The sequence below is a fragment of the Bordetella sp. 15P40C-2 genome (genome assembly GCF_009763235.1).
Lineage (GTDB): Bacteria > Pseudomonadota > Gammaproteobacteria > Burkholderiales > Burkholderiaceae_B > Bordetella_A.
Genome location: NZ_WSJA01000042.1, coordinates 272,056 through 295,843 on the forward strand (window position 1 = coordinate 272,056; position 23,788 = coordinate 295,843).

Genomic DNA, 23,788 nt, shown 5'->3' on the forward strand with positions numbered 1-23,788 from the left:
ACTCTCGCTTGCCATATCACCGCGCTAATTGCGCAATAGTTTGCTGAACACCGTCCTGCCATTGATCGAGCGACACTCCAAATGCATGGCGCAATTTAGTAGTATCTAACCGCGAATTAGCAGGCCTTGCGGCCGGTAAGGGATACGCTGCGGTAGGAATGGGCGTTACAGTTTCCGGCGATGCTTTCAGCACCATACCGGCTTGTCGAGCCAGGTCCAAGATTAAACAAGCGTACGCATGCCAACTGGTTTGACCCAGAGCGGTGAGATGATAACAGCCGTATGGAATCTTCTGATTCGGCAGCAGCCCGGCCATCGCATATTTCTGACAAAAACTAATCAAGTCGGCGGTGACGTGCGCAATCATGGCGGCGCTAGTGGGCGCGCCGATCTGGTCCGCGACGACCTTTAAAGCGGCCTGATTCTGTGCCAGCCGCAAAATGGTTTTGACGAAATTTTTACCAATCCCACTGTGTACCCAGCTCGTCCGCAGTAAAAGATAACGGGAGGATTCTTGAGCAACGGCCTCTTCGCCGGCGAGCTTGCTGCGACCATAGCTGGATTGCGGTGCAGTGCTATCCGTCTCCACATAGGGCGCATCTTTATCGCCCTTGAAGACATAGTCGGTCGAATAGTGGATCAACATCGCACCGCTGGCCTCGGCCTCTTTGGCTAATAGCCGAGGTCCATGCGCGTTGATTTTCATCGCCAATTCCGGCTCGGTTTCCGCGCGATCGACGTCGGTATAGGCAGCGGCGTTGACGATAATGTCCGGCTGCTCGGCATCCAGAGTCGCCAACACGGTCTGCGGATCACCCAGGTCGCATCGCTGCCGATCGACCGCAACGATATGACCCAGCGCCGCGAGACTTTGTTGCAAGGCCTGTCCGACCTGGCCGTTCTTGCCCACCAGTAGAATCTTCACGCGCGCAGCTCCGGCGAACCAGTCTGGGCTGAAGCCAGCTCGCGATAGGCGCCGCTCAATACCCTCTCGGTCCACTGCGAATGGTCTAGGTACCAAGCGACGGTCGAGCGTAACCCTGATTCAAACGTCTCCGATGGGCTCCAGCCGAGCTCGCGGGTAATTTTGCTGGCATCGATGGCATATCGCCGATCATGGCCAGGGCGATCCGTAACGTGCGCGATTTGCTGCGCATACGGTTGACCATCCGCACGTGGCCGCATTTCGTCTAACAGCGCACAGATCGTATGCACTACGTCCAGGTTGGCGCGCTCGCTATTACCGCCAATGTTGTACGTCTCCCCTACTCGTCCTGCTCGCAACACGGTCGCTAGCGCCTGGCAATGATCCTTGACATAAAGCCAGTCACGTACCTGCTGCCCATCGCCATAAACAGGTAGGGCTTTGCCCGCCAGGGCATTCAGGATAATGAGCGGAATGAGTTTTTCCGGGAACTGATAGGGCCCGTAATTGTTCGAGCAATTAGTGGTTAATACCGGCAATCCATAGGTATGACACCATGCCCTTACCAAATGGTCGGACGCCGCCTTGGAAGCCGAATACGGACTATTAGGCTGATAAGGATGCGCTTCAGTAAAGGGGTGATCGGTCGGGGCCAGGGACCCGTACACCTCGTCGGTCGAAACGTGAAGGACGCGGAATCGCTGCCTCTCTTCACCGCTCAGGGTGTCGTAATAAGCGCGCGCGGCCTCCAATAAGGAGAACACGCCGAGGATATTGGTCTGGATAAATGGGGCCGGACCGTCAATCGAACGGTCAACGTGCGATTCCGCCGCGAAATTAATGACGGCACGCGGCCGATACGCCGTAAGCAGACTCTGAATACAGCCACCATCGGCGATATCGCCACGTACGAATCGATGCCTGGCGTCGCCCTGCAGCGCGTCCAAGGTTTCGAGATTCCCTGCGTAGGTCAGCTTATCCAGGTTGATGACCGGCTCGTCCGATTGTCGCAACCAATCCAGCACGAAATTGCCACCAATAAATCCGGCCCCACCTGTCACCAATATCGTCATTTCGAATCGTTCTGCTCTTCCAACTGAGATCTTGTGCGCAATCCCAACGGCATAGTGTGCCGCAGCGGACATTTTTTGTTAAGCCTGATCGTAGACACTCAGTATCAACGAGCAGCAGAGTAATGTAACATTGCGATCTCCGGAAATTCTATATTTCTCAGTATCCAGTGTTAACGCCGTTATCCCGCCTCCTCTCGCGAATGCGGTATTCACGCGCTTTGCCTCACAGGCCGGAGCGGGAGGTGGAGCGGTGGCTGGTTCTGCAACAAAAAGATAATCCTTCTACTGACTATTACATACGCCCGTTCCTTCGGTCCACAGGCCTGCCTGTGGTTTACAAGGATTTAGATACCGACCATCCACAGTTTGGGGATTTGGCTCCGGGAACCGGGGTAGTTATTGTTCGATATATGAATACGCGCTGGGCCAAGGCGCTGCGCCAACATCGCGCTCAGCTGAGCGAAGTTGCGTATTTCATGGATGACGATTTGCTACATCCTGAACACTGGGCAGGACTACCGAACGTCTATATCAAGAAGCTAAATAAATATTGCGCGGCCTTTGCTCCCGATATTCAGGCCCTGGCTTCTGTTTATTGGTTTTCAACCGAGGAACTACGCGCGCGTTATCCGTACCAAGCCGCGCAGGTCATCGCGCCAAGGCCGTTACCCGAGGACGCGGAAACGCAAGAGCTTTGGCATCCCCAGTCGCCCAAAGGACCCGTACAAATCTTTTATCACGGCTCAGCCACGCATCAAGCCGAGATGGATTGGTTGTATCCGGTAATGCGAGAGGTGCTGAACGCCAGGCCGAGAGCGCACTTTGAGTTGATCGGCAGTCATGGCGTCAATCAGCAGTTTAGAAATTTGCCCCGTACGCGGGTATTGCATCCGCTGTCCTGGCAGAATTATGTGAGCCATTGCAGAACGCTAAACGCTCATATTGGGCTGGCCCCTTTGTTGCCCTCTCCGTTCAACATGGGGCGGTCGCATAGCAAGATTTTCGATATTACCCGCTGCGGCGCGGTAGGGATCTATTCCGACCCCAGCACTTACGCAACGGCGATTGAAGACCGAGAAGATGGTCTTTTACTAGCTAATGATCCCGACCTTTGGGTAGAAGAAATAATCGGGCTCATTGATGACTCAGCGCGTCTGAACACGCTTCGCCAGCGCGCGATTGAGCGGCATTCCACTTCACAGCCAGAGCTCGATGCGTCTGGGCATCGCGAGGCCGGCCTGGTCCTGCAGCCTTAAGGCTCTCTCCAGTCAGGCGTTGCGCTACGCCTACTACCGTTCAATATGGCGTCGACGCTAAGCTGGTCTGGGTTATCGGTAGCCCAAGCGTCGCAATATCCAGCCCGACACTGAAGGGTGAATCACCGCCAACAAGAAACACCCCAGGTTCAACGGAAACGGAAAACTTATCCGCGCACGATTACGCGCGAGACCTTGGCGAATGACGCGCGCCGCACGATCGGCGCGCCAGAGGAATGGCTTTGGTCCCGGCATGTCGAAGCACATCTGCGATTCCACGTAGCCCGGCATGATCACATTGATGCGCACGCCCTGCCCCGCCACCAGGTCACGCATGGCCTCGCCGTAAACCTTGACGGCGGCCTTGCTGGCGCTATAGCTCGGCGTTTCGGGCAACCCGCGCCAGGCGGCTAAGGAGCTTAACAACGCTATCTGCCCACCGCGACGCGCTTGCATGGCGGGCAAGCAGGCATGGAGGGTAGCCATGGTGGCTTTGACGTTGACATCGAACAGACGATGCATGTCTTCCCAACGTTCGCCTTGCTGATCGGCACCAACATTGATGTTGACGCCCGCGTTCGCGATGACAAGGTCGGGTGCCTCGGTCTCGCTCATCTCGGTCAACCATGCGCGGAGCGCGGACTCATCGCGCACGTCGAGCGCCTGTGTAATCACACGCACGCCGACGTCGCCTAGTTCACTGGCCAGCTCGTCGAGCCTATCTTTGTTGCGGCCCTGCAGAATCAACGTGGTGCTACCCGCGCGTGCATATTCCCATGCCAAAGCGCCACCAATGCCACCAGTGGCGCCGGTAATCAACACACAGGCGGGAACGGAGTCGGAGATGGGCGGACGCGGCATATGGATTATGGCTCAATAGAAACAACACCGGCCTCCTCGCAAGGAAGCCGGTGAAACTTTGGCGGCGCGAGCACTTCGCTGGCGCCGCTTCAGCGTGTCAGGTCGATAATACCGAGACGATTACTGGAGCAAGCTGCGCAGCATCCAGGCGTTCTTTTCATGGATGTCCATACGTTGCGTCAACAGGTCTGCGGTCGGCTGATCGTTGGCGCCATCGGCCTTCTCGAAGGCAGCGCGAGCGGTTTTCGACACGGCCTCGTTGCCCTTGACGAGCAGACGGATCATTTCCATGGCGTCCGGAACGTCCTGCGGTTCGGAGATAGAGGACAGCTTGGAAAACTCGCGATAGGTGCCCGGTGCGTGCACGCCCAACGCGCGAATACGTTCGGCGATGTCATCAAGTGCCGCCCACTCTTCCGAGTACTGCGTCATGAACATTTGATGCAGCGTGCTGAACATCGGACCCGTGACGTTCCAGTGGAAGTTGTGCGTCATCAGGTAGAGCGTGTAGGAATCCGCCAGCACCTTGGAGAGCTCGGCCGCGATCGCCTCGCGGTCCGAATCCGAGATGCCAATGCTGATGTGTAGACCCGAGTTAGACGACTTCGACATGTAGTGCTCCTTATCCACGTTGAACATAAGACAAGAATACCACTGTTAAGGGGCGTATTCAGCCGAGTTGCGTCGGGTGGATACGCCCTCTCGCGCGCACCAAATCAGTGCTCTGTCGCGACCTCGTGGTCGAGCATCGTCACGCCCGGCAATTGACATTCGTAGACTGCTTTGGCGAGGGCTTCAATCGCGGCCAGTCGGGGAAAACTGCGGCGCCAGGCCAGTACCACACGGCGCTCGGGCGGACGGCCCGAAAATGGCACATAGCGGATCAGGCCTTTGTCTGAAGGCACTTCTGGGATAGCAGTTTGGGGCAGGACGGTAACCCCGATTCCCGCCGCCACCATGTGGCGAATGGTCTCCAGCGACGAGCCTTCGAAAGTGCGCTGGATACCGTCGCTCGCGGCGGAGAAACGCGACAACTCCGGACAGACCTCAAGCACCTGATCGCGAAAGCAATGGCCTGTGCCCAGCAGCAACATGGTCTGCTGCTTCAGGTCCTCGGAACTGATCGATTCGCGCTCTGCCCAGGGGTGATCTTTTGGCACCGCGACAATGAAAGGTTCGTCGTAAAGCGGTTGGGTGACCAGCCCGGCCTCGGGCAGAGGCAAGGCCATGATCGCGCAATCGATCTCGCCTTGGCGTAGCAGCTCGACCAGACGCAGCGTGAAATTTTCCTGCAGTAGCAGCGGCATCTGGGGTGTGCGCGCAATCTGCGTTGGCACCAGTCGAGGCAGCAGGTACGGGCCAATGGTATGAATAACTCCCACCCGCAACGGGCCGGCCAGAGGATCGTGGCCCTGGCGCGCGATTTCCTTGATGCTGGCGCTTTCCTCAAGAACTTTCTGCGCTTGGGTAACGATGCGCTGGCCTATCGCGGTGACGCCGACTTCGGAGCCACCGCGTTCAAACAAGGTGACGCCCAGCTCGTCCTCGAGTTTGCGAATGGCGACGGACAGCGTGGGTTGACTAACAAAACAAGCTTCTGCGGCGCGGCCGAAATGGCGTTCGCGCGCAACGGCGACGATGTATTTAAGTTCGGTCAGAGTCATGGAGAGTCTTACCTAAGAAAAGTCGCCACTAACGGCAAAAATAATATGTGGGAACGTGACTGATCACGGAGACCATGACCGCCACCCTTTAAGTGCGCAGAAAGTCTTCCCGTCCACGCATCCAGCGAGCCAGATGCGCTTCTACGGCTTCGGGGTGTTCGGCTCTAAGCCAAACGGCGGCATCGCGCGCGTCTTCGGCGATGCCTACGTCGCTTTCCAGATCGGCAAAGCGCAACAATGCGGTACCCGATTGACGAGTACCAAGGAATTCGCCGGGACCACGCTGTTCGAGGTCCCGCCGCGCGATTTCGAATCCGTCGTTGGTTTCGAACATGGCGCGTAGCCGTTCGCGAGCGATCTGCGAAAGCGGCGTCTGATAAAGCAATACGCATACCGATTCGGCGCTGCCTCGCCCGACGCGGCCGCGCAGTTGATGCAGCTGGGCGAGGCCAAATCGCTCTGCATGTTCGATCACCATGAGCGATGCGTTGGGCACGTCGACACCGACTTCGATCACGGTCGTGGCGACCAGTAAATCGACTTCGCCATCGCGAAATGCCTGCATCACGGCGGCTTTTTCGGTTTGAGGCAGTCGGCCATGCACCAAGCCGATGCGGATATCCGGAAGCTCCGCGCGCATGAGCTCGTAGGTATCGACAGCGGTTTGCAGTTGCAAGGCCTCGCTTTCCTCGACGAGCGGACACACCCAATAAGCCTGCCTGCCCTGCCGCACCGCGCTTGCGATATGCAGCAGGACTTCGTCGCGACGATTATCTGACACGAGCTTGGTCACGACGGGCGTGCGACCCGGCGGTAGCTCATCGATCACCGAAACGTCGAGATCGGCGAAGAATGTCATCGCCAGCGTGCGTGGTATGGGCGTGGCGCTCATATTGAGCTGATGCGGGATCATCGCGGCGTCGGCCGCCTCGCCTTTGCGGTTCAGTGCCAGGCGCTGGCCTACACCAAACCGATGCTGTTCGTCGACAATGGATAGGCCGAGCTGCTTGAATTCGACATGGTCCTGAATCAAGGCTTGCGTGCCCACCAATAACTGAATACTGCCGTCCGCAGCGCCCGCGATAGATTCGCGGCGCCCGCGCGCGCTCTGGCTGCCGCTTAACCAAGCGACCGTGACCCCTAACGGTTGCAGCCAACCGAGCAGTTTGTGGAAATGTTGCTCGGCCAATATCTCGGTGGGCGCCATTAACGCTACCTGGGCGCCGCATGCAATCGCCTGCGCGGCGGCCACGGCAGCCACAACGGTCTTGCCGCTGCCTACGTCACCCTGCAACAACCGGTGCATGGGATAGGGCTGCGCGAGATCGCGCGAGATCTCCGCAACGACACGCTGTTGCGCTCCGGTTAAGGAAAATGGCAACGCGGCATAGAGTCTCGCCACCAAATCAGAAGTCTCGGCGCCATCTGACGGCAAGGGTACGGCGCGAACTCTCCTTCTTGCCGCGCGCGCTGCGGCAAGCGATAACTGCTGCGCCAAGAGCTCATCGAATTTAATACGACGCCACGCGGGATGCGCACGTTCTAACAGGTCCGCTTCGGATACCCCGGGAGGAGGCGCGTGCAAAAAGCGTATGGCCGGCTCGAACGACATCAAGTCATAACGCTGCAACGCCTCGGCGGGCAGCGTGTCGTGTAAATCGGCGTGATCCAAGGCATGCGCGATCGCTTTACGCAAAGAGATCTGGCTGAGCCCTTCCGTGCTGGGATACACGGGTGTCAGCGCCTCGGGTAGCGCGGCGTCGGCGCTGCTCATGCGAGGATGCACCATCTCGCGGCCAAACAGACCGCCACGCACTTCGCCCCGGGCACGCAGGCGACGCCCAGGAGCGAGTTGCTTTTGCTGACTAGGATAAAAATTCAACCAACGCAGCTGCAGCTCGCCGGAATCATCCGCCATCACCGCCGTGAGCTGGCGGCGCGGGCGGTATAGCACCTCGCTACGCAGGATCTCGCCTTCGACTTGCGCCGGCGCGCCGGGTCGCAGCGCGCCGATAGGCACGACCCGCGTCTCGTCTTCATAGCGTAACGGCAGATGCAGAATGCAGTCGTTAGGCGTGATCAGGCCCAAGCTATGCAGTTTGCGTTGCACCTCGGTCAACGATTTACCGCCACCCGGTTTGCTACGCGGCGGATCACGGTGCTGCTCACTGCCCGCCTTGGCCGACGCCGTACTGGAACGACGTATCGCTCCAGTACGATCACGGGTGGCGGCGGATAGTGGCATGAATGGATCCTATGAAATTAGGGCAGGACGAGGATGGCTTCGACCTCGAACTGCGCGTCCTTGGGCAAGCTAGCCACGCCGATCGTGGAACGTGCCGGATACGGTTGAGGAATCAGCTCCGACATGATGGCGTTGGCCGCGGTGAATTTGCTCAGATCGGTGAGGAACAGCGTGAGCTTCACGATGTTGTTCAGCGTACCGCCCGCGGCTTCGATCACGGCGGTCATATTGGCGAAGGCCTGGCGGACTTGCGCGTCAAAGTTCTCGGAAGCGAGGTCGCCCGTGCCCGGTTCGAGGCCGATTTGGCCAGACAGATAAACGGTCTTGCCACCCTGCACGGCGACGGCCTGGGAATAAGGGCCCACAGCGGCCGGTGCGGCATCGGTATGAATGATTTGTTTGCTCATTGGCGGATTCCTTGATTGTTGTTGAGAACGCTGGATGATCGAAGTTTAAACGGCAACAGATAGACGGGGAAGCTCGTATAACTACGTGCGACAGGCGTGACACTAGGACGCGCACGGGGAATGGGCCCGGTGCGATTACGGTCATGATGGTCTTTTTCTTGCCCGCGCGCGACAGGATGGGAATATTTATTCAGCGCGCCATGCAAATCTGGAAGAGATTTGTGACGGACGTCGGCACGTTGGGGGCGCAGGCTTGTGCGAATTCGGGGAATGCGCCTGCGGTGTCTTTGATGGCTGGCGTGGGGGAGCAGCGCTCGATCAAATCTACCGAGCGCGCGATGACGAAGCACGGCAGTCGTGCTCCGCCGGCTCACAGTTTATTTTTCGACGAACGCGCGTTCGACAACATAGTCACCCGGCTCGCCCACGCCGGGCGAGACCACGAAACCACGGTCATTCAACATGGCGCTGATGTCAGCCAACATGTGCGGGCTGCCGCAGAGCATGGCCCGATCCGTTTCCGGATTGAGGGGGGGCAGGCCGATGTCGGCGCATAGCTTGCCGTTCTCGATGAGCTGAGTGATACGGCCTTGGTTGCGGAACGGCTCGCGGGTGACGGTCGGGTAGTAGATCAGCTTGTCGCGCACGATGTCGCCGAAGAACTCGTTGTTCGGCAGCTCGTTTTCAATGTAGTCGGCGTAAGCCAGTTCGCTGACCCAGCGCACGCCGTGCACGAGCACGACCTTTTCAAAACGCTCGTAGACAGCGGGGTCTTTGATGATGCTCATGAACGGGGCAAGCCCGGTACCCGTGCCGAAAAGGAACAAATTTTTGCCCGGCTTTAAATCATCGACCACCAGGGTGCCAACCGGCTTGCGGCTGACGAGAATGGTGTCGCCCTCTTTCAGATGCTGTAGGCGCGAGGTGAGCGGGCCGTCCTGAACCTTGATGCTCAGGAACTCCAGGTTTTCCTCGTAGTTTGCGCTGGCGATACTGTAGGCGCGCATCAAGGGCTTGCCCTCGACTTCCAGGCCGATCATCACAAAGTGGCCATTGTGGAAACGCAGGGCGGCGTCGCGTGTCGTCGTAAAGGAGAAAAGCGTGTCGTTCCAGTGACGCACGCTCAGTACGCGTTCGGTGTTAAAAGCTGCCATATCGTCGAGAAAATGCAACGCAACAGGTGCGCCGAGTGGGTTTCCGCGCGTGGCGACCAAAGACATGTCGGCGCAGCGGGCTCAGGGTTTTTCCTGATTTTACCAAGGTGAGTTGATAACTTATCTCATTAATCTGTAATGCCCTTATAACTCAATGGGTGATTGACGAGCCGGGGCATTGATGCAAGTTGTGAAGCTGACAGGTTCCTGTTATCGTCGCTCCTGCTTGATGATAATAGTTTTCGTTAACAAGTGGCGGCTGTTGTCGATGGCGCTGGCATCCTCCTCGCTACGCACGACATGCAAAGATCCCGTCCCCTTTAGATACTGTCACGGAACCTGACACTATGTGGAACCGACGCTTTACCCTTTCCTCTCTGACAGGCGCGCTTGCCTTGGCAGGCGCTGTGCTGGCTGCGCCCGCTGGCGCCGCCGAGGAAGTCAGTCTCTACACGACGCGTGAACCGAAGTTGATTCAACCGATGTTGGACGCCTTTACCAAGGAAACCGGTATCAAGGTCAACACGGTTTTCGTCAAAGATGGTCTGCTCGAGCGGGTCAAAGCCGAGGGCGCGCAGTCGCCGGCTGACGTGCTGATGACGGTGGATATCGGCAATCTGATCGATCTGGTGGATGGCGGCATTACGCAACCTATTCAATCCGAGACGCTGAACGAGGTGATTCCCGCCAACCTGCGCGGCTCGGATGGCCAATGGTACGCGCTGTCGCTACGCGACCGCGTGCTGTATGTGGCCAATGATGTAAAACTCGACTCCTTCCATTATGAGGACCTAGCCGACACCCAGTGGAAGAACAAAGTCTGCATCCGTTCGGGGCAGCATCCCTATAACACCGGCCTGGTCGCTGCCATGATTGCTCACGACGGCGCCGAGGCGACCGAACAATGGCTGCGTGGCGTCAAGGCCAATCTGGCTCGCAAGGCAGCCGGTGGCGACCGTGACGTGGCGCGCGATATCCTGGGCGGGATCTGCGATATCGGGATCGCCAATGCCTATTATGTGGGCCATATGAAGAACGCCCAGCCCGGCACGGACGCACGTAAATGGGGCGATGCGATCAAGGTGGTACGCCCGACGTTCAAGAACGGCGGAGACGGCACCCACGTGAATATCAGCGGCGCCGCCGTGGCCGCCCATGCTCCGCAGAAGGAAAACGCGGTCAAGCTGCTGGAGTTCCTGGTGTCGGAGCCTGCGCAGACGCTATATGCCCAGGCGAATTACGAATACCCCATCCGCAAGGGCGTCAAGCTCGATCCGGTGGTGGCCAGCTTTGGCGAACTCAAGATTGACTCGCTGCCCGTCGCTGAGATCGCGAAATATCGCAAGCAAGCCAGCGAACTGGTGGACAAGGTGGGCTTTGATAACTGATCGTTGTTGAGGTGACGGCCCGTATCGGGCATCATGCGAGGTTTGGCCGGATTTCCGTCCCCCGTCTATCCCAAGCCGCCCGTCCGGGCGGCTTGATTCTTGATGTATGCACACTGAATCTCTGCCTCGCCCCTGGCGACTGCGCGGCCCCGAACGCGGGGCCGGTTGGCTGCTGGGCGCGGTCCTGATCGCGATCGCGGTATTAGCGCCTTTGGGCGCGTTAGCCTGGCAGGCCCTCGACGCCGATCTGTCTCACTGGGAACATTTAGCACGGTATGTGTTGCCGCAAGCGCTGGCCAATACCGCGATGCTGCTGGCCGGTGTGGGTGTGCTGGTCACGCTGCTGGGCACGGGCGCGGCATGGCTGGTGACGGCCTATCAGTTTCCCACGCGGGGGATTCTGACCTGGGCTCTGCTGCTGCCGCTAGCGGTACCGACCTATATCATCGCGTTCGCGTATCTGGATCTGCTGCATCCAATTGGCCCTATCCAGACAGCGATACGAGAGCTACTCGGCTATGACAGCCCACGGCAGTTTCGTCTGCCGGATTTGCGCTCGATTTATGGGGCGATTTTCGTACTGGGGTTCGTACTGTACCCCTATGTGTATCTGAGTACGCGCGTGATGTTCATGACGCAGGCCGCGAGCTTGCTGGAGGCCGCGCGTACGCTGGGCGCGGGTAAGGTCGGCGTGTTTTTCCGGGTCGCGCTGCCGCTGGCTCGGCCGGCCATCGCCGTGGGAGCGAGTCTGGCCCTGTTGGAGACGCTGAATGATATCGGCGCGTCGGAATTTCTAGGCGTGCAAACGCTGACCGTGTCGGTTTATACGACATGGGTGACCCGTTCGGATCTCGCCAGCGCCGCGCAGATCGCTTTGACCATGCTGGCTATCGTGGTGGCGCTCATCCTGTTGGAACGCCATGGGCGTAAACGCCAACGCTATGCCAACGCGCAACGCATGCGGCCGATGCAGCCGAAGCAGCTGCGCGGTACGGCGGCTGCCGTGGCGGTTGTGCTGGGCTGGATTCCAGTGCTGATCGGGTTTGTGGCACCGGCCTGGTACTTGGTGGTTGAGACCACCAAGCGGCTGCATCTCGTGGGCAGCGTATCCGACCAGCTGATCAACGGACTAAGAAATACTGTCACGGTGGCCTTGATAGCAACGCTGGTCACGCTCGTGTGCGGGCTAATCGTTGCGTGGGCCGGACGCACGCTGCGCGAAAGTGCTCGCATGAATCCAGGTCGCGCTTGCGCGCGCATTGCGAGCCTGGGCTATGCGGTCCCAGGCACGGTCCTGGCCATTGGTTTGCTGATTCCATTGACCTGGCTCGACCGGCAACTGGGCGCGCTGCTGGGCATGCAAGGCTTGCTGATCATGGGCTCCGTGGGCGCTCTGGTAGGCGCGTACACCCTGCGTTTTCTAGCGATTTCGGTGGGCGGTATCGAAGCGGGACTTTCACGTATCCCACCCTCGTTGGAACAGGCGTCTCGAATGCTCGGCGAAACCGCTGGTGGCACGCTGCGCCGTGTTCATCTCCCCTTGCTGCGGCCGGCGCTAGCGACGGCTGCGCTGCTCGTGTTCGTCGACACCATGAAGGAGTTGCCGGCGACACTGTTGCTGCGACCGCTGAATTTCGAGACGCTGGCGACGTGGCTGTATGCGGAAGCGGCACGCGGCACTTATGAAGAAGGCGCCGTAGCCGCGCTGGCCATCGTCGTGGCGGGGCTGATACCCGTGATCCTGCTGGCACGCACCAATCTGAAAATAGGACATTGAATCTTGGCCGATCTGCTTGAACTCGATCGCATCCATCTGGCCTATGACACGCCGCGCGGACCGAAAGCCGTGGTCGATGAGCTGTCGTTGACGCTGCCCTCCGGCCACATCGGTTGTTTGCTGGGACAGTCCGGCTGTGGCAAGACGACCATATTGCGCGCCATCGCGGGTTTTGAGCCAGTGCGTGGCGGGCATATCGCCTTGGACGGCAACATTATTTCGTCGCCGGACGTGCAGGTGGCACCGGAACATCGCCGGGTAGGCATGATGTTTCAGGACTATGCGTTATTCCCGCATCTGACGGCCGCTCAGAATGTTGCGTTTGGCTTGCGTAAATTGATGAAGAAGGCCGAGCGTGCCGAGCGTGTGCGGGAGATGCTCGCGCTGGTCGGACTGGAGGCGGCCGCCGATAGCTATCCGCACGAGATGTCTGGCGGGCAGCAACAGCGTGTCGCGTTAGCGCGCGCGCTCGCGCCCTCGCCGGATCTGTTGTTGCTGGATGAGCCATTTTCCAACCTGGATGTGGACACGCGCGAGCGCCTGGCGTTTGAAGTCCGGGAGATCTTGATTTCAACGGGGCATACGGCGATCCTGGTGACCCACAATCAGGCGGAAGCCTTCGCCATCGCCGACCGGATCGGGGTGATGAATAAAGGCCATATGGTGCAGTGGGACACGCCCTATAACCTGCATCATCATCCGGTCAACGATTTCGTGCGCGACTTTATCCGGCGCGAGGCGTTGGTTGAGCAGCGCGAGCAAGCTTACGCGCGAGGTCGCTGACATAGACGGCGTGGCAGCGGCATAAAGCGCCTCACGCTGCTGCGGCGTGATTAACGCAGGAGCGTTCAAGACGCCGCTGCGCGACAGTGCCATGGCAGAAAGCCGCGTGGCTCAACCGCGAGGCGCAGGCAAGGGAATGTATTCCGTTTCGTCGCCCGGCACCGTTTGATCGAACCGATTACGTTCCCAGTCCGCCTTGGCCTGCTCGATGCGATCCTTGCTGCTGGAGACAAAGTTCCACCAGACAAAGCGGGGGCCATCTAGCGGTTCGCCGCCCAGCACCGCCAACCTGACATCATCGACGGCGCGTATCGTGACAGGTACGCCGGCTGCGAAAACGATGAGTTGTCCGGGAGCATAGACCTGGCCATCGACTTCGACGCTACCCCGGCTGAGATAGGCGGCGCGTTCTTCATATTCAGCCGCCAGCTCGAACGTGCTGCCGGCTCGCATCTGAATGTCGCCCAGAAAAAGAGGCGATAGCGTTTGCACCGACGAGGTTTTGCCGAACAGGGAGCCGGCCGCGACCTGTGCGCGCACGCCCTCGCCTTCGACGATGGGCTGTGCGTCTAGGCCGTAGTGGACAAAGCCCGGGTTCGTTTCCTCGTGGCGATTTGGCAAACCCACCCACATTTGCAGACCGGCCAGACGTTGGCCGTCGCGCCGCGCGATGTTGGGGCTGCGTTCGCTATGCACGATACCGCGTCCAGCGGTCATCCAGTTGATTTCACCAGGACGTATCTTTTGCACGTGCCCGGCGCTATCACGATGCATCATCGCACCCTCATAAAGATAGGTCACCGTCGATAAGCCGATGTGCGGGTGAGGACGCACATCCATGCCTAGTCCGGGCGCAAAGGACACGGGGCCCATCTCGTCCAGGAAGACGAAGGGGCCAACCATGCGGCGTTGCGCCGAAGGTAGTGCGCGGCGGACTTTGACGCCGTCGCCCAGATCACTGGTACGCGGCACGACGAGAGTTTCGATCGGGGACATGAGGGCCTCCTTAAGTGTATGAATAGCGTTGTACGGCATTCGCGGGCGGTTATGTTCGTTATGCATCACCCATAACGTCACTGCCGCCCCTATGCCTCGGACGCCCGAGCATCCGAGGCATGAAATTGCGGGGCTTACGGCAGATCGAATACCAGGACCTCGGCTTGACGGCCCTCTGACAGTTGGACATTGGCCTCGTCGGTCAACGCGATCGCGTCCCCGGCGGTCAGCCATTCGCCATTGACGCGCACTTCACCACGCGCCACATGGACCCATGCACGCCGACCCACCGCCAAGGGCAGTTGCGCGTTTTCATCGCCGTCGAACAACCCCACATACAACCGTGCGTCCTGATGGATGCGCATTGAATCCTCCGCGCCATCTGGCGACGCCACTTGGCGCAGGCGACCACGCTTGTCGGCTTCCGGAACCTGCTTTTCCTCGTATTCCGGGGTAATGCCCACGACATTCGGTTCAATCCAGATCTGCAACAGATGCGTGTTTTGATCCGCGAGCGGATTGAATTCGGAGTGCATCACGCCGCGGCCCGCACTCATCCGCTGGACATTGCCTGGACGGATCGTCGATCCGTTGCCCATGCTGTCTTTGTGTGCAATGGCACCGTCCAGCACATAGGTGATGATCTCCATATCGCGATGTCCATGCGTGCCAAAACCACGTCCCGCGGCAATACGATCATCATTGATCACGCGCAGCGGGCCAAATCCCATATGCGCCGGATCATAGTAGTTGGCAAACGAGAAGGTGTGATAGCTATCGAGCCAGCCATGATTGGCATGGCCGCGTTCTTCGCTGCGGCGCAGAGTCAGCATGATGATCTCCTTTCGGTAGTTTGAATGGTCGGGCTCAGCCAGTAATGAGACAAACACATTGTGCTTCTCAACCGGAGGGCCGTGATAAAGGCGTTTTGATAAACTCATTCAAACTTTTTGAACGAGTTTTCCCGCCATGCACACCATCACGCCCGAGCTGCTTTACATGATTGACGCCATCGCGCGACATGGCAGTTTTGCCAAGGCCGCTCGCGAACTGGGCAAAGTCCCTTCGGCCGTGACGTACTCCGTTCGCAAGCTAGAGGACACGCTGGACGTGCTCCTGTTTGACCGTAGCGGCCATCGGGCAAAGCTGACTCCCGCCGGGGAGACCTTGCTACAGGACGGGCGCCAAGTTTTGCAGTCTTTGGACGCACTGGCGGGCCGGGTCAAACGGGTGGCGACTGGATGGGAGTTGGATCTGCGCGTCGCGGTGAGCGCCGCATTACCCATGGATCCGCTCTACGACGTGATTGCCGAATTCCGGGAATTGGCTTCCGTCACGACGCTGCGATTGTCCACGGAGGTACTGAGCGGAACGTGGGACGCGCTGGCGAGCGCGCGCTGTGATCTGGTGATCGGCGCTGATGCAGGTGGCGTTCCGAGCGGTGCATACTGGTCGCATCCATTAGGTGAGCTACAGTTCGGCTTTTGCGTGGCGCCTCACCATCCATTGGCGCAGCTGGGTCGCCCGCTGACTGCGGCGGATATCGGTGCTTATTGCGCCGTCGTGCTCGCGGATACATCACGCGATCTGTCGGCGCGCACGCGTGGGCTATTGATGCAGCAGCCACAAATCGTGATGCCGACGATGCAAGACAAGATCGAAGCGCAGATACGCGGGTTGGGTTGCGGTTATTTGCCGTTGTCACTAGCCGCGCCACACATCTTGCGCGGCGAGCTGGTGCAATGCGCGACCGATGACGTGGTGCCGATTACCGAACAGACTGTGTATGCGTGGCGCGAACGCAGACCGGGGCGCGCGTTGCAGTGGTGGCTGGATAAATTGCGCTCACCCCGGTTGTGCGAGAGCTTGCTTGGCATGCAGGGGCGTTAGCGCGCGCGGCTGCGATGCAGGCCCGCGCTCGTGCGCCCTACTCTTCCATGCCCAGTTCGCGCAGCTTGCGCGTGATGGTGTTTCGGCCAATGCCCAGCCTCGACGCCGCCTCGCCACGGCGCCCGCGGCTCGCATCGAGGGCGGTCTGCAGCAACACGCGTTCAAACTGGCGCGTCATCGTGGCCATCACGGCGGGCTCGCCTCTGTCTAAACGTTGCTGGGTTTCGCGTAGTAAAGCCTGCTGCCAGTCGGCCACGCTTGCCTGAGGCGTGACGCCATACCCGGACGGTGCAAACGATGGCGCCGTGGGAACGGCACCGACGACCGCGCGATCCTGGCCGCCCAGCGTAGACGTAATGGTTGTGCCGTTGGCACTGCCGAAATGGTTTGCCTCGTAGCTTGCCGCGGGGCTCACATGACCGAATGGCTCCGCGAGGTCCAGGGCGCGGATTTCGGGAGGCAGATCGGCTGGCTCGATGATCTGGCCCGGGGCCATCACGGTGAGCCAATGGCAGAAGTTCTCAAGCTGACGAACGTTGCCCGGGAAATCAAACCGCTTCAGAACGTTGAGTGCTTCCGGGGTAAGACGCTTGACCGGCACGCCCAGCGTGCGTGCGCTCGCGGCCAAAAAGTGATTCGCCAGCGCGGGGATGTCCTCGGTACGCTCGCGCAACGGCGGCAAGCGCAGACGGATCACATTCAGACGATGGAATAAATCCTCGCGGAATTGGCCCTGCTCGACACGTTGCTCCAAGGGCTGGTGTGTCGCGGCGACGATGCGCACATCGACACGCACGGGCTGCGAACCCCCAACGCGATAAAAGCTGCCTTCGGCCAACACACGCAGCAGACGCGTCTGCAACTCGATCGGCATATCGCCGATTTCGTCTAAAAAGAGCGTACCGCCATGGGCCTCTTCGAATCGGCCCCGGCGCAAGGTATTCGCACCCGTGAACGCGCCGCGCTCATGGCCGAACAGCTCGGCTTCCAGCAAATCGCGAGGAATTGCTGCGGCGTTAAGCGCCACGAACGGACCATTCGCGCGGGCGCCATGCCCGTGCAGCGCGCGCGCCACCAATTCTTTACCCGTGCCGGACTCGCCAGTGATCAGCACCGTGACCTTGGACTGCGACAAGCGGCCAATGGCGCGGAAAACTTCCTGCATCGCGCTGGATGCGGACTGCGTCATCATCCATCGTTCGTTGTTCTGGGCCGAATCCCCGCCCTCGACGGTGGTTTCGGGTTGCGCCTTGGATGCCGAGTCCTGTCGCGCGCGCTCGATGAGCGCCACGGCCTCGTTTACATCGAACGGCTTGGCCAGATAATCGAAAGCGCCACCTTGGAATGCCGACACCGTGCTATCCAGATCCGCGAACGCGGTCATGACGATAACAGGCAGATCCGGATGGCGTTCTTTGATCTGGCGCAACAGATCCAGGCCGCTGCCGCCGCGCATGCGGATATCCGACACCAAGGCGGAGGGCATCTCGGTCGCCAGCGCCTCAAGCACATCGGGGGCTTGTGAAAAGCTACGCGTCGGGACGTCGGCCCGCGCCAGGGCTTTTTCGAGCACCCAGCGTATGGCCTGGTCATCGTCCACGATCCAAACCGGTTTACTCACTGCGTCTGCTCCATAGGTAAGACCAGACGGAATTCGGTATGCCTGGGACGTGATTCAAATTCAATTATTCCGCCGTGTTGCTGCACGAAGTCCTGGGCCAGGCTCAGACCGAGCCCGGTGCCGCCGGGCCGTGCCGTCACTAGCGGATGAAAAATACGATCCCGGATGGCGTCGGGGACACCGGGACCGTTGTCGATAATGGCCAGCTCCAGCGCCAGACGATGCTGACGGTGGGCGAGCATGACTTGTCGCGCGACACGCGTGCGCAGCGTGATCTGCGGCGGCGGCGTGTCGGGACCGACTTTCTGCAATGCCAGCTCCTGCGCGGCATTGCGGGTAACGTTCAATACGGCTTGCATCAGGCGTGGAGCGTCGCCCTGCAGGTCCGGCACCGAGGCGTCATAGTCGCGTACCAGCGTGACCTTGTCGCGGAATTCCGCCTGAATCAGGGCGCAGACGCGCTCGCAGACTTCATGGATATTGACGGGCTGGGCCGCCAGGGGCACGCGCTGAGGACCGCTGAGTCTGTCGACCAGCACCTGCAGGCGATCCGCCTCGGAAATAATGACTTGGGTGTACTCGGCAAGCGATGGGTCGGGCAGCTCTGCCTCTAGCAACTGCGCAGCGCCCCGTAAACCGCCCAAGGGATTCTTGACTTCATGAGCCAGGTTACGCAACAGCTCCCGATGCGCCTGGATTTCGTCGACCAGCCGCTGATTGCGGTCGGCCAACACGCGTTGTTCGATTTCGCGTGCTTCGATCAATACGGGCCAATCTTGGCCACTCAACGATACCGTCGTGACGGTGACTTCAACCGATTCGCCAGCGCGACGCAACGATGACAATTGCCGCACATCAGCAAAATGACCTGACACAGCCCGGTCGATGGATGACTGTACTGCCTCGGGATGGGCAAACAGCGTGGCCGCGGATAGCCCGACTAGCTGTCGGCGGGACCGACCAAACAGGTCTTCGGCCGCGGCGTTGGCTCGTTCGACATGACCTTTCTCATTCAAAAGAAGGACGGCCGTGGCCAACAGATCAAACGCATCTACATTAATCATTTGAAGCACACCGGGGGTGGACGGGCCGGCGGGCCGGCCCGTCGCCCCAACTAAGCCAGAGACATCACAGGCTGTAGTACATGTCGAATTCGACAGGGTGCGTGGTCATACGCAGACGCTGCACTTCGGCTTCCTTCAGTGCAATGTAGGCGTCGATCATTTCGTTGCTGAACACGCCGCCGCGCGTCAGGAACTCGCGATCCTTGTCCAGGGCTTCCAGCGCTTGGTCGAGCGAGGCGCACACGGTCGGGATCTTGGCGTCTTCTTCCGGCGGCAGATCGTACAGGTTCTTGTCGGCGGGATCGCCGGGGTGAATCTTGTTCTGCACACCGTCCAGACCGGCCATCATCAAGGCCGAGAAAGCCAGGTACGGGTTGGCCAGGGGATCCGGGAAGCGCGTTTCGATACGACGACCCTTCGGGTTACCCACGTAGGGGATACGGATCGAGGCCGAGCGGTTGCGAGCCGAGTAGGCGAGCTTGACCGGGGCTTCGAAGTGCGGCACCAGACGCTTGTACGAGTTGGTACCCGGGTTGGTGATCGCGTTCAGGGCGCGAGCGTGCTTGATGATGCCGCCGATGTAATACATGGCGAACTCGGACAAGCCAGCATAGCCGTTACCGGCGAACAAGTTTTGGCCGTCTTTCCAGATCGATTGGTGCACGTGCATGCCGGAGCCGTTGTCGCCGACGACGGGCTTGGGCATGAAGGTCGCGGTCTTGCCGTAGGCGTGGGCGACGTTGTGGATCACGTACTTCATGATCTGCGTCCAGTCGGCGCGCTGAACCAGCGTGCTGAACTTGGTGCCGATTTCGAGCTGGCCAGCGCCGGCCACTTCGTGGTGGTGCACTTCAACCGGCACGCCCATTTGCTCGAGCAACAGGCACATTTCCGAGCGCATGTCTTGGAAGGAATCGACCGGCGGCACGGGGAAATAACCACCCTTGACCAGCGGACGGTGGCCCATGTTGCCACCTTCGAATTCCTGACCCGAGGACCAGGAGCCTTCTTCGGACTTGATCTTGACGAACGTGCCCGACATGTCGGTGTTCCAGGTCACGCCATCGAACACGAAGAATTCGGGTTCCGGACCAAAGTAGGCAGTATCGCCCAGGCCGGAGGACTTCAGGTAGGCTTCGGCGCGCTTGGCCAGCGAGCGAGGATCGCGGTCATAGCCCTTGAGGTCCGACGGTTCAACCACGTCGCAGCTCAGGATCAGGGTGGGCTCTTCGCGGAACGGGTCCAGATTAGCGGTGTTCAGATCGGGGATCAGAAGCATGTCGGAAGCTTCGATACCCTTCCATCCCGGAATCGACGAACCGTCGAACGCCTGACCGCTTTCCAGCTTGTCTTCGTCGACGGCGCTCGTCGGCACGGACACGTGGTGCTCACGGCCCATCGTGTCGGTAAAACGGAAGTCGAGGAACTTGACGCCGTTCTCTTCGATTTGCTTCAGGATGTCTTGCGGGCTTGCCATGTCATCTCCATTAGATAAAAAGGCCGGTGGCGACGCCTGGTTCCGGCTGGCATGTACAGATAAAAGCAATATGCGTGCCAAGTTTTGATTCAGGGCTATGACACCAATGGAGAGCGTAGAGCGGCGACTATGCACCGCTATGGTGCAAAACATGGTGCATGCGATGCACCATGTTAGCGCACAAATTACAGGAACATTTCCTGCAAATCGTTCAAAAAGCGCCAACCCAGTGCACTGGCGCACAAACGTGTGGGGTCTGCATCGAGCAGGCCCCTGCTTGTCGCATCGGCAAGCGGTCGGGACAGTGCCGCCAGCGACATACCGGTGCGTTCTTCGAAAAGCGTAGCCGGCACCCCAGCTTTGAGCCGCAATGCGTTCAACATGAACTCAAAGGGCAACTCCTCGGGGCCCACTTGGCGAGTCTCGGCGAGATGGGAGCCATCGCGTCGCACCGCCGCCGCCATCCAGCTTTCGGGGTTGCGCAGACGCGCTTCGCGCACGATGCGATCGTGGAATGACAGCTTGCCGTGCGCGCCGGGGCCGATGCCCAGGTAATCACCGAACTCCCAATAATTCAGGTTGTGGCGGCTACGCGCGCCGGGTTTGGCATAGGCGGACACCTCGTAGCGCTGCAGCCCCGCCAAATTCAAGCGTTCCTCGATCGCGTCCTGCATGGCCGCGCTGGTATCGTCATCTGGCAACTCGGGCGGGTATTTCGCAAAAACCGTGTTGGGCTCTAGCGTTAGGTGGTAGTACGAGAGATGTTCGGTGCCATAGGACACGGCCTTGTTCAAGTCCCGCATACAGCCGTCCAGATCCTGGCCCGGTAGGGCAAACATCAGGTCCAGGTTGACGCGGTCCACGGCCCGTTGCGCCATCTCAATGGCCGCGCGCGCCTGATCGGCGGTATGGATGCGCCCCAGTTTCTTTAACTGCGCGTCGTCGAAACTCTGGATGCCCAGCGAGAGACGGTTCACGCCGCTCGCTGCATAGTCCAGGAAGCGTCCGGCTTCGGCCGTACCCGGATTGGCTTCCATCGTGATCTCGGCGTCCGGCCAAAGATTGAGATAGGCGCGCAGCATCCCCAGCAATTCATCCAACGCAGCCGGCGACAGCAGGCTTGGCGTACCGCCGCCGAGAAACACCGAGATGACTTGCCGGCCCCAGATCGACGGCAATGCCTGCTCCAGATCCGCTCGCAAGGCATCCAAATACGCGCGCTCGGGAATCTCCGTCGGTGCTGCGTGCGAATTGAAATCGCAGTATGGGCATTTGCGCACGCACCATGGCACATGCACGTAAACAGACAAGGGCGGCAGGCTCGTCAACGTGGCGCCCGGTGGCGTCAGCTTGCCCGACTGTGGGGCGGCGCCTGCCGGGCGTATGGGAATAGTAATGGCCACGATGAAATCCGCTCAGGAATTGCCAGCTGCGAGTTTGGCCAACAGCGCCTGCAGAGCACGGGCCCGATGGCTGATGCGATTTTTCTCGGCGGGCTCGAGTTCCGCGGCGGTACGGCCGAGGTCCGGCAACAAAAAGAACGGGTCGTAGCCGAATCCGTGCTCGCCGCGCGGGGCGTCGATGATCTCGCCGTGCCAGACGCCCTCGCCAATCAGAGGTTGGGGATCGTCGTGGCTGCGCACCAGCACAAGCAACGCGACATACCAGGCACGTCGGTCTGCGATGCCAGCCAGGTTGCTAACCAGCAGTGCGTTATTCGCATCGTCACTACGCGCAGCGCCCGGATTCGCGAGTTGCGCATAGCGCGCCGACAGCACACCGGGCGCGCCGCCGAGAGCGCCCACGCACAGACCGGAGTCGTCCGCGATCGCGGGCAAGCCCGTCAACTGGCTGGCGTGGCGCGCCTTGGCGAGCGCGTTTTCGACAAACGTCACGTGAGGCTCTTCAGCCTCTGGCACGCCTAGCTCCCCTTGTGGAATGAGCTCGATACCCAATGGCGCGAACAGCGCCGAAAATTCGCGCAGTTTGCCGGCGTTATTGGACGCCAGCACAACGCGGCGCAGAGAAGAATCAATGGATGCGGAAGTCATAGACCTCATTGTATGACGCCCATTAAACGGATCGGACGACGTTCCATTGGATCATCGCCTCTGCCGATCCGCGCCCGTCGCCCTCCGCCGACCCCATTAATCTGCCGGCACCTCGGGCTCATGGGGCCGCTCGCGCTCCGCTTCGGGCACATCGTCGACCAACATATTGACCAATTCCTTGGCAAAGGCGGGCAAGGCATCGCGACTGCGCACGCAGATCTGCAAGGCGCGCAGCGCCCACGCGTCCGTCAGGGGAACGATCGCGATGTCGAGGACGCGCGCGAAGCGCACCGCGACGGATTCGGGAATCACGCCGATTCCCACGCCGGTCTCGATCATCCGGCAAACCGCCTCGAAATTGCCCACTTCCACCCGGAATTTAAAGGTGCGCCCCAACGCGGCGGCCGCCTGCACCAAAAAGGGGTGAATCGCGCTCCACTCCGACAACCCGACATAGTCGTTGTCGAGCGTATCGGCAAAAGCGACTGCGGACTCTTTCGCCAACGCATGGCTGCGCGCCGCAACAAGGACCAGCCGGTCTCGCCGATAGGGGATGAACTCCAGATTCGGGTCAGCCGTGCAACCGGCCACAATGCCGACATCGGCCGCGCCTTCAGCCACGGCGCGCATGATCAGATAACTCAGTCGTTCGCGCAGCTCCACGTTGACATCCGGGTGCGCCGCCAGAAACCGGCCCAGCACCGCGGGCATGAACTCGGTCATTGCCGTGGTATTGGCCAGCACCCGCACATGCCCCTTTACCCCGCGCGCGAATTCCTGCATATCGCCGCGCAGCTGCTCGACCTGCCGCATCACCGTGCGCGCATGCCGCGTCAGTGCCTCGCCCGAGGGGGTCAGCGTCACCCCCTGACTCGTCCGGTACAGCAACTGGGTGCCAAAGTACTCCTCCAGGTTTTTCACGCGCGTACTAGCCGCCGGCAAGGACAGATGCGTTTTTTCCGCCGCACGCGTCAAACTGAGCTGGTCGCCGATATGGACAATCAGCTGGAGATCAATCAAATCAAAATGCCCTGCCATGGAATCCTCAATGCTTAGGCAATTGCAAACCCGGTGTTAATGAATGTTGAATTGGCAACTGGCCCCGGGTTGCGGCAAAGTGCCGGGGTTGCCCGCCCCGCGGCGCCCTCATCATAAA

The 23,788-nt window shown here is 60.0% G+C and carries 21 protein-coding genes; 5 read left to right on the top strand and 16 right to left on the bottom strand.

All coding sequences use genetic code 11. The annotated features are described in order from the left end of the window. Positions 1-16: 16 nt before the first annotated feature. Entirely contained in the window at positions 17-910 is an 894-nt protein-coding gene (gene rfbD / locus GOQ25_RS17395) for a dTDP-4-dehydrorhamnose reductase (RefSeq protein WP_370519980.1), read from the bottom strand. 11 nt (positions 911-921) lie between these two features. Further along, positions 922-1,998: a dTDP-glucose 4,6-dehydratase gene (rfbB, locus tag GOQ25_RS17400; protein WP_160351733.1), complete on the bottom strand. Its 1,077-nt coding sequence runs from the start codon at positions 1,996-1,998 to the stop codon at positions 922-924. A gap of 242 nt (positions 1,999-2,240) precedes the next feature. Between rfbB and GOQ25_RS17405 the strand changes: the two genes are divergently transcribed. Then, the gene (locus tag GOQ25_RS17405; protein WP_160351734.1) at positions 2,241-3,254 is read left to right on the top strand and encodes a glycosyltransferase family 4 protein; all 1,014 of its coding nucleotides are present in this window, start codon (positions 2,241-2,243) and stop codon (positions 3,252-3,254) included. A 72-nt stretch (positions 3,255-3,326) separates the two neighbouring features. Here GOQ25_RS17405 and GOQ25_RS17410 read toward each other — a convergent pair whose 3' ends face one another. The 6 genes from GOQ25_RS17410 to GOQ25_RS17435 all read right to left on the bottom strand — a co-directional run bounded on the left by GOQ25_RS17410 (position 3,327) and on the right by GOQ25_RS17435 (position 9,585). Beyond that, positions 3,327-4,115: an SDR family oxidoreductase gene (locus GOQ25_RS17410; RefSeq protein ID WP_160351735.1), complete on the bottom strand. Its 789-nt coding sequence runs from the start codon at positions 4,113-4,115 to the stop codon at positions 3,327-3,329. Positions 4,116-4,235: 120 nt separating this feature from the next. Then, on the bottom strand, positions 4,236-4,727 hold the full coding sequence (locus GOQ25_RS17415) for a Dps family protein (protein ID WP_160351736.1): 492 nt from the start codon (positions 4,725-4,727) through the stop codon (positions 4,236-4,238). Positions 4,728-4,831: 104 nt separating this feature from the next. Then, positions 4,832-5,779, bottom strand: a complete 948-nt coding sequence (locus GOQ25_RS17420; RefSeq protein ID WP_160351737.1) for a LysR substrate-binding domain-containing protein — start codon at positions 5,777-5,779, stop codon at positions 4,832-4,834. Positions 5,780-5,867: 88 nt separating this feature from the next. Beyond that, positions 5,868-8,024, bottom strand: coding sequence for an ATP-dependent DNA helicase RecG (recG, locus tag GOQ25_RS17425; protein ID WP_160351738.1), 2,157 nt, complete (start codon positions 8,022-8,024; stop codon positions 5,868-5,870). A gap of 17 nt (positions 8,025-8,041) precedes the next feature. Beyond that, positions 8,042-8,431 (bottom strand): Rid family detoxifying hydrolase, encoded by a 390-nt coding sequence (locus GOQ25_RS17430; RefSeq protein WP_160351739.1) that lies wholly within the window; start codon positions 8,429-8,431, stop codon positions 8,042-8,044. 377 nt (positions 8,432-8,808) lie between these two features. Further along, positions 8,809-9,585 carry a ferredoxin--NADP reductase gene (locus GOQ25_RS17435; RefSeq protein ID WP_160351779.1) on the bottom strand — a complete coding sequence of 259 codons (777 nt, stop codon included), beginning with the start codon at positions 9,583-9,585 and terminating at the stop codon, positions 8,809-8,811. Between the two features lie 347 nt (positions 9,586-9,932). On the opposite strand from GOQ25_RS17435, the gene GOQ25_RS17440 reads away from it, so the two are divergent. From GOQ25_RS17440 to GOQ25_RS17450, 3 genes are all read left to right on the top strand, one after another. Beyond that, positions 9,933-10,973, top strand: a complete 1,041-nt coding sequence (locus GOQ25_RS17440) for a Fe(3+) ABC transporter substrate-binding protein (RefSeq protein WP_160351740.1) — start codon at positions 9,933-9,935, stop codon at positions 10,971-10,973. A 106-nt stretch (positions 10,974-11,079) separates the two neighbouring features. Beyond that, positions 11,080-12,750 (top strand): iron ABC transporter permease, encoded by a 1,671-nt coding sequence (locus tag GOQ25_RS17445; RefSeq protein ID WP_160351741.1) that lies wholly within the window; start codon positions 11,080-11,082, stop codon positions 12,748-12,750. Between the two features lie 3 nt (positions 12,751-12,753). Further along, entirely contained in the window at positions 12,754-13,533 is a 780-nt protein-coding gene (locus tag GOQ25_RS17450) for an ABC transporter ATP-binding protein (protein ID WP_160351742.1), read from the top strand. A gap of 111 nt (positions 13,534-13,644) precedes the next feature. On the opposite strand, the gene GOQ25_RS17455 is transcribed toward GOQ25_RS17450, so the two are convergent. Both GOQ25_RS17455 and GOQ25_RS17460 read right to left on the bottom strand, forming a co-directional pair. Beyond that, positions 13,645-14,529: a pirin family protein gene (locus GOQ25_RS17455; protein WP_160351743.1), complete on the bottom strand. Its 885-nt coding sequence runs from the start codon at positions 14,527-14,529 to the stop codon at positions 13,645-13,647. Between the two features lie 134 nt (positions 14,530-14,663). Beyond that, positions 14,664-15,362, bottom strand: coding sequence for a pirin family protein (locus tag GOQ25_RS17460; RefSeq protein WP_160351744.1), 699 nt, complete (start codon positions 15,360-15,362; stop codon positions 14,664-14,666). 136 nt (positions 15,363-15,498) lie between these two features. Here GOQ25_RS17460 and GOQ25_RS17465 point away from each other — a divergent pair, with 136 nt between their 5' ends. Then, the gene (locus GOQ25_RS17465; RefSeq protein ID WP_160351745.1) at positions 15,499-16,419 is read left to right on the top strand and encodes a LysR family transcriptional regulator; all 921 of its coding nucleotides are present in this window, start codon (positions 15,499-15,501) and stop codon (positions 16,417-16,419) included. A gap of 37 nt (positions 16,420-16,456) precedes the next feature. Here the strand turns inward: GOQ25_RS17465 and ntrC are convergent, their stop codons facing one another. The 6 genes from ntrC to GOQ25_RS17495 form a co-directional block, all read right to left on the bottom strand. After that, positions 16,457-18,040 (bottom strand): nitrogen regulation protein NR(I), encoded by a 1,584-nt coding sequence (gene ntrC, locus GOQ25_RS17470; RefSeq protein WP_160351746.1) that lies wholly within the window; start codon positions 18,038-18,040, stop codon positions 16,457-16,459. Beyond that, on the bottom strand, positions 18,037-19,104 hold the full coding sequence (gene glnL / locus GOQ25_RS17475; protein WP_160351747.1) for a nitrogen regulation protein NR(II): 1,068 nt from the start codon (positions 19,102-19,104) through the stop codon (positions 18,037-18,039). The genes ntrC and glnL overlap by 4 nt, the downstream gene beginning before the upstream one ends. 64 nt (positions 19,105-19,168) lie before the next feature. Continuing rightward, positions 19,169-20,581 (bottom strand): type I glutamate--ammonia ligase, encoded by a 1,413-nt coding sequence (glnA, locus tag GOQ25_RS17480; protein WP_160351748.1) that lies wholly within the window; start codon positions 20,579-20,581, stop codon positions 19,169-19,171. A 185-nt stretch (positions 20,582-20,766) separates the two neighbouring features. Continuing rightward, positions 20,767-21,984 carry a radical SAM family heme chaperone HemW gene (gene hemW, locus GOQ25_RS17485; protein ID WP_160351749.1) on the bottom strand — a complete coding sequence of 406 codons (1,218 nt, stop codon included), beginning with the start codon at positions 21,982-21,984 and terminating at the stop codon, positions 20,767-20,769. Positions 21,985-21,996: 12 nt separating this feature from the next. Further along, positions 21,997-22,632 (bottom strand): RdgB/HAM1 family non-canonical purine NTP pyrophosphatase, encoded by a 636-nt coding sequence (gene rdgB / locus GOQ25_RS17490; protein WP_160351750.1) that lies wholly within the window; start codon positions 22,630-22,632, stop codon positions 21,997-21,999. A 96-nt stretch (positions 22,633-22,728) separates the two neighbouring features. Then, a complete protein-coding gene (locus GOQ25_RS17495) occupies positions 22,729-23,670 on the bottom strand; it encodes a LysR family transcriptional regulator (RefSeq protein ID WP_160351751.1) in 942 nt (313 codons plus the stop codon). Between the last annotated feature and the right edge of the window lie 118 nt (positions 23,671-23,788).

What these genes read in the sequence shown, in the direction of transcription:
- rfbB (WP_160351733.1), bottom strand. Translation starts at nt 1,998, where the DNA reads ATGACGATATTGGTGACAGGTGGGGCCGGATTTATTGGTGGCAATTTC.
- GOQ25_RS17410 (WP_160351735.1), bottom strand. Translation starts at nt 4,115, where the DNA reads ATGCCGCGTCCGCCCATCTCCGACTCCGTTCCCGCCTGTGTGTTGATT.
- GOQ25_RS17415 (WP_160351736.1), bottom strand. Translation starts at nt 4,727, where the DNA reads ATGTCGAAGTCGTCTAACTCGGGTCTACACATCAGCATTGGCATCTCG.
- GOQ25_RS17420 (WP_160351737.1), bottom strand. Translation starts at nt 5,779, where the DNA reads ATGACTCTGACCGAACTTAAATACATCGTCGCCGTTGCGCGCGAACGC.
- recG (WP_160351738.1), bottom strand. Translation starts at nt 8,024, where the DNA reads ATGCCACTATCCGCCGCCACCCGTGATCGTACTGGAGCGATACGTCGT.
- GOQ25_RS17430 (WP_160351739.1), bottom strand. Translation starts at nt 8,431, where the DNA reads ATGAGCAAACAAATCATTCATACCGATGCCGCACCGGCCGCTGTGGGC.
- GOQ25_RS17435 (WP_160351779.1), bottom strand. Translation starts at nt 9,585, where the DNA reads ATGGCAGCTTTTAACACCGAACGCGTACTGAGCGTGCGTCACTGGAAC.
- GOQ25_RS17440 (WP_160351740.1), top strand. Translation starts at nt 9,933, where the DNA reads ATGTGGAACCGACGCTTTACCCTTTCCTCTCTGACAGGCGCGCTTGCC.
- GOQ25_RS17445 (WP_160351741.1), top strand. Translation starts at nt 11,080, where the DNA reads ATGCACACTGAATCTCTGCCTCGCCCCTGGCGACTGCGCGGCCCCGAA.
- GOQ25_RS17455 (WP_160351743.1), bottom strand. Translation starts at nt 14,529, where the DNA reads ATGTCCCCGATCGAAACTCTCGTCGTGCCGCGTACCAGTGATCTGGGC.
- GOQ25_RS17460 (WP_160351744.1), bottom strand. Translation starts at nt 15,362, where the DNA reads ATGCTGACTCTGCGCCGCAGCGAAGAACGCGGCCATGCCAATCATGGC.
- GOQ25_RS17465 (WP_160351745.1), top strand. Translation starts at nt 15,499, where the DNA reads ATGCACACCATCACGCCCGAGCTGCTTTACATGATTGACGCCATCGCG.
- glnL (WP_160351747.1), bottom strand. Translation starts at nt 19,104, where the DNA reads ATGATTAATGTAGATGCGTTTGATCTGTTGGCCACGGCCGTCCTTCTT.
- glnA (WP_160351748.1), bottom strand. Translation starts at nt 20,581, where the DNA reads ATGGCAAGCCCGCAAGACATCCTGAAGCAAATCGAAGAGAACGGCGTC.
- rdgB (WP_160351750.1), bottom strand. Translation starts at nt 22,632, where the DNA reads ATGACTTCCGCATCCATTGATTCTTCTCTGCGCCGCGTTGTGCTGGCG.
- GOQ25_RS17495 (WP_160351751.1), bottom strand. Translation starts at nt 23,670, where the DNA reads ATGGCAGGGCATTTTGATTTGATTGATCTCCAGCTGATTGTCCATATC.